We start from the raw sequence: 12,662 nt of genomic DNA, 5'->3' as shown, positions 1-12,662 counted from the left end.
GGGTGGGGATGGCGGCCCGCGCCACGTTGGTGGAGAGCTTCCACCAGTCGGTCTCGAGCTTCTCCAGGGCGCTCAGGGGAACGGCGCCGCGGTCGTAGACCTGCTGCGCCTGGTCGCTGATCACCGACATCCGCTGGATGCCGAACGCGCCGACGCCCACCGTGGTGAGGGCGACGACGAGGATCGAGCCGAGCAGCCGGCCACGCAGTCCGATGCCGGACACCCCCCGCCGGGTCTCGCCGGTCCCCGGCTCAGCCGTCGCCGCGGGGTCGTGCGCGTGATCCATGCCTGCTCGCTTCCGTGAGGTCGGTCGATCCTCCGAGGACCGTCGTGCTCCCTTTCGGTAGGCGATCGGCCGGAATGCAGTCGAGCGGTGTACCGACTCCACCGACGGGCGGCGAGCGGGCGCGGGGCGAGCGGCGGGGCGGATCAGAGCGAGGCCAGGAACGCCGCGACGCCGTCGTCCTCGTTGGTGCCGGTGACGTCGGTGGCGACGGCGAGCAGGTCGGGGTGGGCGTGGGCCATCGCGACCGCCCGGCCGCCGCCGTCGCGCACCCACTCGAAGGCGGCGATGTCGTTGGGCATGTCGCCGAAGACGACGACGTCCTCCGGCCCGACACCGTGCCGGGCCGCGACCCGCGCCAGTCCTGTCGCCTTGGTCACCCCGGGAGCGGAGATCTCGGCCAGCGCGTCGGTCGAGGAGGTGGTGACCGTGGCACGGTCCCCGACGACCTCGTCGACGAGGCGGACGAAGGTGTCGCGGGTCATCGACTCGTGCCGGGCCAGCAGCTTCGCGACCGGCTGCGCGACCATCTCCGCCAGCGTCGCCTCGGCCACACCGGGCGCGTCGACGTCCCACCGCGGCCGGTAGATCGGCTCGTGACGGAACTCCAGGCCGTACTCGACCGCGAACCAGGTGTCGGGCTGGCGCCGCCGCAGCTCGGTGGTGACCGACTCGAGCACCTCGGGCCCGAGCGGCTCCTCGTGCACGATCTCGAACCGCTCGAGGTCCAGCAGCACCGCACCGTTGCAGCACACCGCGGTGCCGGTGCCCAGGACCTCGCGGATGCGGTGCATCCAGCGCGGCGGCCGGCCGGTGGCCAGGACGACCGGCACCCCGTCGGCCCGCCAGCGCGCGAGCTCGGCGACCGTCGCCTCGCTCACCGTGTCGTCCCAGCGCAGCAGGGTGCCGTCCATGTCGCTGGCGATCAGCCGCGGCTTCCAGTCAGACATCGCGCAACCGGTCAGACATCGCCCAGCACCGCCTCCAGGTAGCGGGCGACCCCGTCGACCTCGTGCCCGCTGGTCAGGTCCGCGGTCAGCGCCTTGACCGCCGGGTGCGCGTTGGCCACCGCGACCGCCCGGCCACCGGCGTCCTTGACCGCCGCGAGCATCGGCAGGTCGTTGGGCATGTCGCCGAACACCAGCACGTCACCGAAGCCGACGCCGTAGCGCTCCAGCGCCATCGCCAGCCCGCTGGCCTTGGTGATCCCCGGGGGCAGCACCTCGATGAAGCCCAGCCCCGCGTGCGTGAGCTCGGCGTCGGCCGGGTCGACGACGGAGCGGGCCCGGGCCAGCAGCTCGTCCTGGCCGAGCGCCGAGGAGCGGAGGAACACCTTCAGCACGGCGCGCTCGGGCAGCACCCGCCCCCGCGGCAGCAAGTGCGCGGGCTCCGGGTAGGGCCAGTCGAAGCCGTGCTGCACGCGCAGGCGGGCGTGCACCTCGCCCTGCTCGGCGGCGTCCTCGACGGCGAGGAGCAGGTCGCCGGCCACCGCCTCGATCTGCTCGACCACCCGCTCGGCCTGCCCCCGCGGGAGCGCGACGGTGCGCAGCACCTCGTCCCGCTCCAGGTCGACGACGAACCCGCCCTGCGAGAGGACGGCGATGCCGCGGCCGTCGAGCGCCACCCGCACGCTGTCGAGCAGCCGGGGCCCGCGGCCGGTGACGCCGATGACCGGGATCCCCGCGTCCCAGCAGGCATCCAGCGCCGCGCGGGTGCGGGGGCTGACCTCGCCGTCGGGGCCCAGCAGCGTGCCGTCGAGGTCGCTGGCCACCAGCTTGGGCCGCCAGGGGCCCAGGTCGCCGAGCTCGACGACGGTGTCGGCCCCCTCGAGGACACCGTGGGCGCGGACGGCCCGCGGCGTGGTGCCCGTCATGCGGTCGGCACCGGGGCCACCAGCGTCATGCCGGGGGTGAGCTCCGCGACCCCGCCCAGCCAGGGCCGCAGCGCGACCGGCACGTGCACCGACCCGTCGGCCCGCTGGTGCACCTCCAGCAGGCAGGCGATGGTGCGGGCGATGGCGCACAGCGTGCCGTTGAGGGTGGCGGCGGTCTGGTTGCGGCCCTCGGCGTCCTTGTAGCGGATGCCCAGCCGGCGGGCCTGGAAGGTGGTGCAGTCCGACGTCGACGTCAGCTCGCGGTAGGTGCCCTGGGTGGGGAACCAGGCCTCGATGTCGTACTTGCGGGTGGCGCTGGTGCCGAGGTCGCCGGCGGCGATGTCGACCACGCGGTAGGGCAGCTCCAGGGCCTGGAGGAACTCCTCCTCCCACGCCAGCAGCCGCAGGTGCTCGGCCGCGGCGTCCTCGGGCCGGCAGAAGCTGAACATCTCGACCTTGTCGAACCAGTGCACCCGGATGATGCCGCGGGTGTCCTTGCCGTAGGAGCCGGCCTCCCGGCGGAAGCAGGAGGACCAGCCGGCGTAGCGCTTCGGCCCGCCCGCCAGGTCGAGCACCTCCCCGGAGTGCATGCCGGCCAGCGCCACCTCGGAGGTGCCGACGAGGTACAGGTCGTCCCGCTCGATCCGGTACACCTCCTCGTCGTGCTCGCCGAGGAACCCGGTGCCCTCCATGGCGCTGGGCTTGACCAGGGCGGGCGCCACCACCGGGGTGAAGCCGGCGGCGACGGCGCGGCTGATCGCCAGCTGGGCCAGCGCGAACTCCAGCAGGGCGCCGGGGCCGGTGAGGAAGTAGAAGCGGGAGCCCGAGACCTTGGCGCCGCGCTCCATGTCGATCGCGCCGAGCTTCTCGCCGATCTCGATGTGGTCGCGGGGCTCGAAGTCGTAGGTGGGCACCTCGCCGACGGTGCGCAGCGTCACCGCGTCGTCCTCACCGCCGGGCGGGACCTCGTCGGCGACGACGTTGGGGATGCGCAGGTGCACCTCGCGCAGCGCGGCCTCGGCGGCGCGCTGCGCCTCCTCGGCCTCCTTCACCTCGGCGGCCAGCGCCTTGGCCCGCTCCAGGACGGCGGGGCGCTCCTCGGGGGTCGCCTTCCTGACCGCCTGCGAGGCGCTCTTCTGCTCGGCGCGCAGGTCGTCGCCCCGCTTCACCGCGTCGCGGCGGGCGGCGTCGGCGGCCAGCAGCGCGTCGACCAGGGACTCGTCGGCGCCGCGGGCACGCTGGCTGGCACGGACGACGTCGGGGTGCTCCCGCACCAGGCGCAGGTCGATCACGGAGCCATGGTGTCATCCGGGCCCGGGCGGCGTGCCCGGCAGCAGGGCGCGGCGGGCACGCAGGGCGTCGCCGGGCGTCCCCCCGTGCGCACCGGCTCGGCAGGACCTCGTCGTCGCCGGCGTCGCGGGGTCCCTACCCGACCGTGCCACCGCGGCGCTCCCGGCCGACCCGCCGGCGGGGCACCGCAGACCCCCGGGCAGTCGCGCTCTGCCCACACCGGCGGGGCAGAGCGCTACTGCCCCGGACTCACCCCGGGCGTTCCTGCGGATCGGGGACAATGGCCGCCATGCGCTTCCTGCAGCGGCCCTCGCACGACCTGACCTACGCCGACGTCTTCATGGTGCCGGCGCACTCGACCGTCGGGTCGCGGCTGGAGGTCGACCTGCGCACCCCCGACGGCGTGGGCACCACGATCCCGATCGTCGTCGCCAACATGACGGCGATCTCCGGCCGGCGCATGGCCGAGACCGTCGCCCGCCGCGGCGGCCTCGCCGTCCTGCCGCAGGACATCCCGGTCGACGTCGTCGCCGAGGTCGTCTCGTGGCTCAAGACCCGGCACCCGGTCTACGACACCCCGATCACCCTCTCCCCCACCTCGACGGTGGGCGAGGCTCTGTCACTGCTGACCAAGCGCGCGCACGGCATCGTCGTGGTCGTCGAGGGCGGCGCCCCGGTCGGCGTCGTCACCGACGGGCAGTGCCAGGGGGTCGACCGGTTCACCCAGCTCTCCGAGGTGATGACCCGCGAGCCGCTGACCATCCCGGCCGGCACCGATCTCACCAAGATCTTCGACGTGCTCTCCGGCGAGCGGGTCAGCGCGGCGCCCGTCGTCGAGGGTGACCGGCTGGTCGGCGTCATCACCCGCAAGGGCGCGCTGCGCTCCTCGCTCTACACCCCGGCCGTGGACGACCGCGGCCACCTGCTCACCTCGGCCGCCGTCGGCATCAACGGCGACGTCGCCGGGAAGGCCGGCGCGCTGCTGGCCGCCGGGGTGGACGTGCTGGTGGTCGACACGGCGCACGGGCACCAGGAGAAGGCGATCGAGGCGGTCCGCGCGGTCCGCGCGGTCCGCTCGGTGGCCGGTGCCGCGCCGGTCGTCGCCGGCAACGTGGTCACCGCGCAGGGCACGCGCGACCTGATCGAGGCCGGCGCCGACGTCGTCAAGGTCGGCGTGGGCCCCGGCGCCATGTGCACCACCCGCATGATGACCGGCGTCGGCCGGCCCCAGTTCTCCGCCGTCGAGGAGTGCGCCGCCGAGGCGCGCTCGCTCGGCAAGCACGTGTGGGCCGACGGCGGCGTGCGGCACCCCCGGGACATCGCGCTCGCGCTCGCGGCCGGCGCGGCGAACGTGATGGTCGGCTCCTGGTTCGCCGGCACCTACGAGTCCGCCGGCGACGTGCACGACGACGGCGGCCGGCTCTACAAGGAGTCCTTCGGCATGGCGTCGGCGCGGGCGGTCAAGGCCCGGACGGCGACCCAGACCGGGTTCGAGCGGGCGCGGGCCGGGCTGTTCGAGGAGGGCATCTCGTCGTCCCGGATGTACCTGGACCCCCAGCGCCCCGGCGTCGAGGACCTGATCGACCAGATCGTGGCCGGCGTGCGCTCCTCCTGCACCTACGCGGGCGCGCGCACCGTCGACCAGCTGCACGAGCGGGCGGTGCTGGGGGTGCAGAGCTCGGCCGGCTACGAGGAGGGCCGGCCGCTGCCGACCAACTGGTGAACGCGCTCCCGCTCCAGCAGTTCGAGGAGCTGGTCGCCGACGCGCTGGACCAGGTGCCGGTCGAGCTGATGGCGCTGCTGGACAACGTCGTCGTCCTGGTCGAGGACCGCAACCCCGACGAGCCCGAGCTGCTGGGCCTGTACGAGGGCTACGCGCTGACCGAGCGGGGCTGGGACTACGGCGGGGCGCTGCCGGACCGGATCATGATCTACCGCGAGGCGATCTGCGACGTCTGCGAGACCGAGGACGACGTCGTCGACGAGGTCACGATCACCGTCGTCCACGAGATCGCGCACCACTTCGGCATCGAGGAGGACCGCCTCCACGAGCTCGGCTGGGGCTGACTGCGGCGTTTTGTGCACATAACGCCCCGGGGGCCGATCACACGTCGGCCCCGGCCGCTCCGAGGGCCCTAGTAGCGTTCGAGGACGTGCCCGAGAACAGCGCCGGCCGGCTGCCCATCAAGATGCTGCACGACCGCGTCCTGGTGTCGCTGCGCAAGGAGGACGGCGAGCGGCGCTCGACCGGCGGCATCCTCATCCCGGCGACCGCCCAGGTGGCCAAGCGGCTGGTGTGGGGCGAGGCCAAGGGCGTGGGGCCGTCGGTGCGCCAGGTGAAGGTCGGCGACCAGGTGCTCTTCTCGCCCGAGGACCAGCACGAGGTCGAGGTGCACGGCGAGGACCTGGTGATCCTGCGCGAGCGGGACGTGCACGCCGTCGCCGCCGAGCGCATCGAGGAATCGACCGGCCTCTACCTCTGAGCCGCCCCGGGTTCGGGCCGGGTCTCGCGGGCGTGCGCCTCGATCACCCCGGTCATCCCGGTCAGGAACCGGCGGACGACGGCGAGCTCGTCGTCGGAGAACTCCTCCATCGCCACCAGCAGGTCCCGCTGCAGCCCGCCGAAGAACTCCGCCCCCGCGGCCATGGCCTCCGGTGACATCTCCAGGGTGACCCGGCGGCGGTCGGCGTCGTCCCGGACCCGGCGCAGGTGCCCGGCGCGCTCCAGGCGGTCCACCAGCGCGGTCACCGAGGCCGAGCTGAGCTCCACGGCCGAGCCGAGCCGCCCGGCGGTGAGCGCCTCCCCGCGGCGGGCGGCGTCCATGACCGCGACCAGCGCCCGGACGTCGGTGCGCCCCAGCCCGTGCAGCCCGGCGAACCGCTGGCCGACTGCATCCAGTTCCACGGTCAGCCGGCGAAGGAGCAGCGCCAGCTCCTGCCGCGCGGGATCGACCTCGCCCACCGCACCTCCGTTCGCGCGCGGCCCGGGACCGCTCTAATCTCTCGATCATCGAGATGATCGACCGTCAAGGAAACACGATGCCGCGCCGCACCTCAGCCCTCCGCTGGATCCTCCCCGCTCTCGTCGCCCTGCTGTGGCTGGGGCTGGCCGGCCCGCTGGGCTCGTTCAGCGGCAAGCTGGCCGAGGTCTCCGAGAACGACTCCGCCGCCTTCCTGCCCGACAGCGCCGAGTCCACCCGCGTCACCGAGCTGCAGCAGCAGTTCCGCACCGAGCGCACGCTGCCGGTCATCCTGCTCTGGGAGAGCGAGGACGGCGCCCTCGACCGGGCCGCGCTGGCCGAGGCGCAGCAGCGGGTCGACGAGGCGGCCGCGATCGCGGAGCAGGCGGGCGCCCTGGTGGGGCAGCCGTCCCCGCCGATCCCGTCCGAGGACGGCGAGGCGCTCCAGGCCGTCCTGCCCTTCGACCCGGACCTGGGCGAGGCGCTCCCCGAGGTCATCGGCGACCTGCGCGACCTGCCCGGGATCGACGGCACGACCGCGTACGTGACCGGCCCCGGCGCCATCTTCTCCGACTTCGCCGAGGGCTTCTCCGGCATCGACGGGCTGCTGCTGGTCGCCGCGTTCGGCGTCGTCCTGCTCATCCTGCTGGTCGTCTACCGCAGCCCGCTGCTGCCGCTGCTGGTCATCGGCACCGCCGGCCTGGCCCTGGTCGTCTCGCTCGCGGTCGCCTACTTCCTGGCCGACCAGGGCTGGATCACCGTCAACGGCCAGAGCCAGGGCATCGCCTCGATCCTGGTCGTCGGCGCGGCCACCGACTACGGGCTGCTGCTGGTCGCCCGCTACCGCGAGGAGCTGCGCCGCGAGCAGTCCCCGGCCGCCGCGATGCGGGTGGCACTGCGGCAGTCGTGGGAGCCGGTCCTCGCCTCGGGCGGCACGGTCATCCTCGGCGTCCTCTGCCTGCTCTTCTCCGACCTGGGCTCCAACCGCGCCCTCGGCCCGATCTCCGCGGTCTGCATCGCCTTCGCCATGCTGGCCGCCCTCACCTTCCTGCCGGCCGTGCTCGTGCTGCTGGGCCGCGCGGCGTTCTGGCCGTTCCGCCCGAAGTACGGCGAGGAGCACGCCCGCGGGCGCGGCTGGGAGCGGGTGGCCTCCTCGGTCGGCCGCCGCCCGGGCCGGTACCTCGCCGGCAGCGGCGCCCTCCTCGTCGTCATGGCGCTCTTCCTCCCGGCCTTCGACGCGGACGGCATCCCGCTGTCGGAGGCGGTACGCGGCGGCTCCGAGTCCGGCGCCGGCCAGGAGGCGCTGGCCCGCCACTACGAGGCCGGCTCCGCCAGCCCCGCGGTGATCATCACCCCGGCCGACGGCTGGCCCGCCGTCGCCGAGGCCGCGTCCCAGGTCGACGGCGTCGCCGGGGTGGCGCCGTTCACCGGCGAGCCGGGCGGTCCGCCCGGGGCCGGGGACGCCGAGCCGGTCGACGTGGACGGGCTGGTCCGGCTCGACGCCACCCTCGCCGACGCCCCGGACAGCGAGGCCGCGCAGGACACCGTCGCGCAGCTGCGGACGGCGGTGGGCGGCATCGACCCGGAGGCCCTCGTCGGCGGCTCCACCGCCCAGGACCTGGACACGCAGGAGACCGCCGCGCGCGACCTGGCGGTGATCGTGCCGCTGGTGCTGCTGGTGATCACCGTGGTCCTGGCCCTGCTGCTCCGGGCGGTCGTGGCGCCGCTGCTGCTGGTGGCGACGACCGCGCTGAGCACCGCGGCGACGGTGGGGGTCGCCGCGCTGGTCTTCGAGCACCTCTTCGACTTCCCGGGCAGCGACCCGCAGGTGCTGCTCATCGGGTTCGTGTTCCTGGTCGCGCTGGGGATCGACTACAACATCTTCCTGATGACCCGGGCCCGGGAGGAGTCGGTCCGGCACGGGGCGCGCGAGGGCGTGCTGCGGTCGCTGGCGGTCACCGGCGGGGTCATCACGAGCGCCGGGCTCGTGCTGGCGGCCACCTTCGGCGCGCTCACCGTGCTGCCGCTGGTCATCCTCATCCAGCTCGGCTTCCTCGTCGGCTTCGGCGTCCTGCTCGACACGTTCGTCGTCCGGTCGCTGCTCGTGCCGGCGGCCGTGCACCTGATCGGCGACACGGTGTGGTGGCCCGGAAAGCTCGCGCAGGGCCCCACCGCGCCGCCCCCGCGCGAGCACGGCGCCGTGACCACCGGTCGGAGCCCGCGAGCGGTCCCGGCACCGTGATCGCGGGGCGGGGGCGCCGGGGTGACAGGCTGGGGGCGTGACCTCTGCGGAGCAGCTCCGGATCGCGGTGCTCGGACCGGGCGGCGTCGGCGGGCTGCTGGCCGCCCTGCTGGCGCGGGCGGGGCACGCGGTCACCTGCCTGGCCCGGCCGGCGACCGCCGCGCACCTTGGCGAGCAGGGCCTGCACGTGACCAGCGACCGGTACGGCGAGCTGACGGCCCGGGTCCGCGGCGCCGAGCGGCTGGACGGGCCGGTCGACGTGCTGCTGGTGACGACGAAGGCCACCCAGCTGGACGAGGCGCTCGACCGCGTGCCGGCCGGGGCGCTGGGCGGCGCCGTCGTCGTGCCGCTGCTCAACGGCGTCGAGCACCTGGCCGCGCTGCGCGGGCGCTACCCGGCCGCGCGGGTGGTCGCCGGCACCATCCGTGTCTTCGCCTCCCGCCCCGCGCCGGGCGAGATCCGGCACGAGGGGCAGCTGTGCGCGGTGCAGCTCGCCCCGGGCGCCGAGCCGCTGGCCGCTGCCCTGACCGCGGCCGGGGTGGACGTCGCCGTCCGCCCGGACGAGGCCGGCCTGCTGTGGGACAAGCTCTGCTTCCTGGCCCCCATGGCGCTGCTGACCACGCGGCACGCGGCCGACCTGGGCGCCGTCCGCGAGCAGCACGGCGCGGAGTTCACCGCCGTCATCGCCGAGGTGGCCGCGGTGGCGCGGGCCGAGGGGGCCGCCGGCGACGCCGCGGCGACGCAGGAGTTCGCCTGGTCGCTGCCCGGCGGCATGCGCTCGTCGATGCAGCGCGACGCCGAGGCGGGGCTGCCCACCGAGCTGGAGGCGATCGGCGGCGCGGTGCTGCGGGCGGCCGACCGGCACGGCGTCGACGTCCCGGCCACCCGGCTGATCGTCGAGGAGCTGCGCGCCCGCCTGCACTGATCGGGCTCAGCCGGCGGTGGAGACCCAGGTCAGCACGGCACCGCCGACGACCACCCAGAGCAGCGGGACCCGGTTCACCCAGCGGGCGGCGACCTCGTGGCGGGTGCCGAACAGCACCCAGGCGGTGACCGCCGTCCCCACGGCGACGAACGGGTAGCCGAACCAGGCGTAGACCAGCAGCGCCGCGAGCGTGGTGCCCGCGCTGCCCGCCGCCATGACCCCGCCGACGGCGACCATCGACCACGGCAGCAGGAACAGCACGTACAGCCCCTGCAGCACGCCCAGCTCGATCGCGCCGCGGCTCAGCTGCCGCCGGCGCGGACCCCGGCCAGCCACTCCCCGGCCTCGACGAACGCCGCGTCGGAGGACCCCGGCGGCACCGCCCGGTTCTCCCGGCCGTCGGCGCGGGCGTAGGACCCGAGGAAGCGGACGTCGTCGCACACCCGGTGCAGCGCGGCCAGCGCCTCGCCCACCCGCGCGTCGGCGACGTGCCCCTCGCAGTCGAGGGAGAACGAGTAGACGCCGAGCCGCTGCCGGGTGGGCCGCGACTCGATGCGGGTCAGGCTGATGTCGCGGACGGCGAACTCGCGCAGCACGTCCAGCAGCGCCCCGGTGCGGTCCCCGACGACGACGGTCAGCGAGGTCTTGTCGTTGCCGGTCGGCGCGGGCAGCCGGCCGGGCGGCCGGACCAGCACGAACCGGGTGACGGCGCCCGCGGTGTCGGCGACGTCGTCGGCGAGGACCTCGAGCCCGTACCGCTCCGCCGCGATCGCCGCGCAGACGGCGGCGTCCACCTCGCCGGCGGCCACCGCCGCCGCGGCCGCGGCGGTCGAGGCGGTGGGCAGCGGCCGGATCCCCGGCAGCAGCCCGGCCAGCCGCCCGGTGGTCTGGGCGAGGGCGTGCGGGTGGCTGGCGACCGACCGGACGTCGGAGAGCGATGTCCCCGGCCGGACGGCGAGGACGAACGCCACCTCCAGGTACACCTCGCGGGTGATCACCAGCGGGTCGCCGTCGGCCAGCCCGTCCATGGTCGCCGGCACCGACCCCTCGACGGAGTTCTCCAGCGGCACGAGGGCGGCGTCGGCGTCCCCCGAACGGACGGCCGCCAGCGCCGCGGCGACACTCGGGTGGGGGTCCCGCCGTCCCCCGGCGGTGGCGATCGCCCTGCTCAGGGCCGCTTCGGCGAAGGTACCCTCGGGCCCCAGGTAGGCGAACCGCGTCGGCGGCGGACTGGGTGGCATCCCGGGCATCCGACGAGGGTAGTGCGCACGGAACGACGTGGTCGCCCGGCCCGGGTAGGGGTGCCGGGGACCGGTACCACCGGCCCTCCGGGGCCCCGCCGCGGAGGGAGGGATGCGTGAGCCCCGGACCGGCCCGCGTCGCCCCCGGCGACCTGCAGAGCGCCCTCTGGCGGCTGCTCGACGCCAGCGACCGGGAGGACCCCGCCCCGTTCCTCGCCCTCGCCGACCGGGTCGACGAGGCCTTCCCCGAGACCTCCTGGCCGACCTGGCAGGCCTGGCGGCACGCCTTCGGCGCCCGGCGCGCCCTGGTGGACGGCGACACCGCCGCGGCGTCGTCCGCGATCGCCGCGGCCCGCGAGCAGCTCGACGCCTGCCCCGTGTCCGCCGGGACGGCGCTGCTGATGGCCTACCTGGCGCACGTCGAGACGACCGCCGACCACCTCGACGCCGCGATGCTGCTCGCCGTCGACGCCAGCCTGCTCACCGACAGCCCGTCGCTGCCGCCCTCCCGCGCCCTGCTGCAGGCGCACCGCTGGCTGTCGCTGACCCTCTCCGCCCTGGACCTAGAGGAGCTCGCCGTCCACCACGCGGTCCGCGGGCACCAGGTCGCCGCGGCGCTGCCCGACGTCGGCGACCGCGGGCTGCTGCTCCTGCTCGCGGCCCGCCAGCACGTCGAGCTCGCCCAGACCATGCGCCGCCGCGGGGAGGCCGAGCGCGCCGCCGAGCTGGCCGGCGAGGCGATCACCTGCGCCACCGCCGCGCGCGAGCTGGACTGGTCCCCCGAGCAGGCCGACGCCGACCTGCTCGACGTCGTGCAGGCCTGGGCGCTGATGTGCAGCGGCGACCCCGACGCCGCGCTGGGGCCGCTCCGCCGGGTCCGGCGGGCGCTGCAGCGGGACGGCGGGCTGTGGCTGCGCGGGTACGCCGACCTGGCGCTGGCCCGCGTGCTCTCGGCCGTGGCCGCGCGCGACGGCCGCACCGCCCCCGGCGAGGAGGCCATCGACCTGCTGGTCGACGCGTCCGGGGCGTTCGCGGCCGCCGGCGACCGCCGCCGCTACCGGCAGAGCCTGCTGGAGCTGGGGCAGGGCAACGCCGACCTGGGCCGCCCCGCGGAGGCGCTGCACTGGCTGGAGGCCTACCGCGCCGACACCGGCCGCGCGCACGCCCGCAGCCGGGAGCTGTGGGCGGAGATGTTCGTGCGCCGCAGCCGGCTGCGCGAGGCCGAGCGGCAGGAGGCGGTGCTGCGCCGGCACGCGCTGGAGGACCCGCTCACCGGGCTGGGCAACCGGCGCAGCGCCGAGCGCCGGCTGGGCTCGATGCGGCTGGGCGAGGAGCCGCTGTCGCTGGCCGTCGTCGACGTCGACCGGTTCAAGAAGGTCAACGACGACACCTCGCACACCCACGGCGACGCCGTGCTGCGGCGGGTGGCCGACCTGCTGCGCGAGCACAGCCGCACCGGGGACGAGGTCTACCGCTGGGCCGGTGACGAGTTCCTCGTGGTGCTGCCCACCGCCACCGAGGCCCAGGCCGTGGTGGTCATGGAGCGGCTGCGGTCGGCCGTCGCCGGGGCCGACTGGGGCGACCTGGAGCTCTCGTCGCCGGTGACGGTCAGCATCGGCGTGGCGACGGCGCCGGCGGCGGCCGAGGGCCAGCCCAGCCCGGTCGCCGGCTGGCGGTCGCTGTTCGACACCGCCGACCTGCACCTGTTCTCCGCCAAGCGCCTGGGCCGCAACCGGGTGCGCGCGCACGGCCCCGCCGAGGCTCCCCCGGACCGGGGGGCGGGCGGGTGACCACGCTGCACGCGTGGGACGGGAGGGACGCGTCGGACGGGGGACGGCGCGTTTCCCG

General features: G+C 75.6%; 12 protein-coding genes and 1 pseudogene. 6 read left to right on the top strand and 7 right to left on the bottom strand.

What is annotated here, in order from left to right:
- The 4 genes and pseudogenes from E9549_RS09960 to serS form a co-directional block, all read right to left on the bottom strand.
- Window positions 1-286: pseudogene (locus tag E9549_RS09960) on the bottom strand (MCP four helix bundle domain-containing protein); the annotation flags it as partial.
- A 143-nt stretch (window positions 287-429) separates the two neighbouring features.
- Window positions 430-1,233: an HAD family hydrolase gene (locus tag E9549_RS09955; protein ID WP_236826383.1), complete on the bottom strand. Its 804-nt coding sequence runs from the start codon at window positions 1,231-1,233 to the stop codon at window positions 430-432.
- An 11-nt stretch (window positions 1,234-1,244) separates the two neighbouring features.
- Entirely contained in the window at window positions 1,245-2,156 is a 912-nt protein-coding gene (locus E9549_RS09950) for an HAD family hydrolase (protein WP_236826382.1), read from the bottom strand.
- Complete coding sequence (gene serS / locus E9549_RS09945) at window positions 2,153-3,448, bottom strand: serine--tRNA ligase (protein ID WP_236826381.1); 1,296 nt, start codon at window positions 3,446-3,448, stop codon at window positions 2,153-2,155. Before serS ends, E9549_RS09950 begins: the two co-directional genes overlap by 4 nt.
- A 287-nt stretch (window positions 3,449-3,735) precedes the next feature.
- Here serS and E9549_RS09940 point away from each other — a divergent pair, with 287 nt between their 5' ends.
- From E9549_RS09940 to E9549_RS09930, 3 genes are all read left to right on the top strand, one after another.
- Window positions 3,736-5,169, top strand: a complete 1,434-nt coding sequence (locus E9549_RS09940; protein WP_236826380.1) for a GuaB1 family IMP dehydrogenase-related protein — start codon at window positions 3,736-3,738, stop codon at window positions 5,167-5,169.
- A complete protein-coding gene (locus E9549_RS09935; protein WP_236826379.1) occupies window positions 5,166-5,513 on the top strand; it encodes a metallopeptidase family protein in 348 nt (115 codons plus the stop codon). The genes E9549_RS09940 and E9549_RS09935 overlap by 4 nt, the downstream gene beginning before the upstream one ends.
- A gap of 86 nt (window positions 5,514-5,599) precedes the next feature.
- Window positions 5,600-5,929: a co-chaperone GroES gene (locus E9549_RS09930; RefSeq protein WP_236826378.1), complete on the top strand. Its 330-nt coding sequence runs from the start codon at window positions 5,600-5,602 to the stop codon at window positions 5,927-5,929.
- On the opposite strand, the gene E9549_RS09925 is transcribed toward E9549_RS09930, so the two are convergent.
- Window positions 5,920-6,408, bottom strand: coding sequence for a MarR family winged helix-turn-helix transcriptional regulator (locus tag E9549_RS09925; protein WP_236826377.1), 489 nt, complete (start codon window positions 6,406-6,408; stop codon window positions 5,920-5,922). The two genes, E9549_RS09930 and E9549_RS09925, sit on opposite strands and share 10 nt — an antisense overlap.
- A 77-nt stretch (window positions 6,409-6,485) precedes the next feature.
- On the opposite strand from E9549_RS09925, the gene E9549_RS09920 reads away from it, so the two are divergent.
- Both E9549_RS09920 and E9549_RS09915 read left to right on the top strand, forming a co-directional pair.
- The gene (locus E9549_RS09920; protein WP_236826376.1) at window positions 6,486-8,648 is read left to right on the top strand and encodes an MMPL family transporter; all 2,163 of its coding nucleotides are present in this window, start codon (window positions 6,486-6,488) and stop codon (window positions 8,646-8,648) included.
- Window positions 8,649-8,685: 37 nt separating this feature from the next.
- Entirely contained in the window at window positions 8,686-9,573 is an 888-nt protein-coding gene (locus E9549_RS09915) for a ketopantoate reductase family protein (RefSeq protein ID WP_236826375.1), read from the top strand.
- A 6-nt stretch (window positions 9,574-9,579) separates the two neighbouring features.
- Here the strand turns inward: E9549_RS09915 and E9549_RS09910 are convergent, their stop codons facing one another.
- Together E9549_RS09910 and pheA are read right to left on the bottom strand one after the other, a co-directional pair.
- Window positions 9,580-9,852, bottom strand: coding sequence for a hypothetical protein (locus E9549_RS09910; protein ID WP_236826374.1), 273 nt, complete (start codon window positions 9,850-9,852; stop codon window positions 9,580-9,582).
- 23 nt (window positions 9,853-9,875) lie between these two features.
- On the bottom strand, window positions 9,876-10,823 hold the full coding sequence (pheA, locus tag E9549_RS09905; protein WP_236826373.1) for a prephenate dehydratase: 948 nt from the start codon (window positions 10,821-10,823) through the stop codon (window positions 9,876-9,878).
- 107 nt (window positions 10,824-10,930) lie between these two features.
- On the opposite strand from pheA, the gene E9549_RS09900 reads away from it, so the two are divergent.
- On the top strand, window positions 10,931-12,604 hold the full coding sequence (locus tag E9549_RS09900; RefSeq protein WP_236826372.1) for a GGDEF domain-containing protein: 1,674 nt from the start codon (window positions 10,931-10,933) through the stop codon (window positions 12,602-12,604).
- The last annotated feature ends 58 nt before the right edge of the window (window positions 12,605-12,662 follow it).

Source organism: Blastococcus sp. MG754426, from assembly GCF_021699055.1.
Lineage (GTDB): Bacteria > Actinomycetota > Actinomycetes > Mycobacteriales > Geodermatophilaceae > Blastococcus.
The sequence above is the reverse complement of the archived record's forward strand: the minus strand, read 5'-3'. Positions and strand labels throughout refer to the sequence as shown.

Bases quoted from the DNA above. Each gene is read 5' to 3' on its own strand.
- E9549_RS09955 (WP_236826383.1), bottom strand. From the start codon at position 1,233: ATGTCTGACTGGAAGCCGCGGCTGATCGCCAGCGACATGGACGGCACC.
- E9549_RS09950 (WP_236826382.1), bottom strand. From the start codon at position 2,156: ATGACGGGCACCACGCCGCGGGCCGTCCGCGCCCACGGTGTCCTCGAG.
- E9549_RS09940 (WP_236826380.1), top strand. From the start codon at position 3,736: ATGCGCTTCCTGCAGCGGCCCTCGCACGACCTGACCTACGCCGACGTC.
- E9549_RS09920 (WP_236826376.1), top strand. From the start codon at position 6,486: ATGCCGCGCCGCACCTCAGCCCTCCGCTGGATCCTCCCCGCTCTCGTC.
- pheA (WP_236826373.1), bottom strand. From the start codon at position 10,823: ATGCCCGGGATGCCACCCAGTCCGCCGCCGACGCGGTTCGCCTACCTG.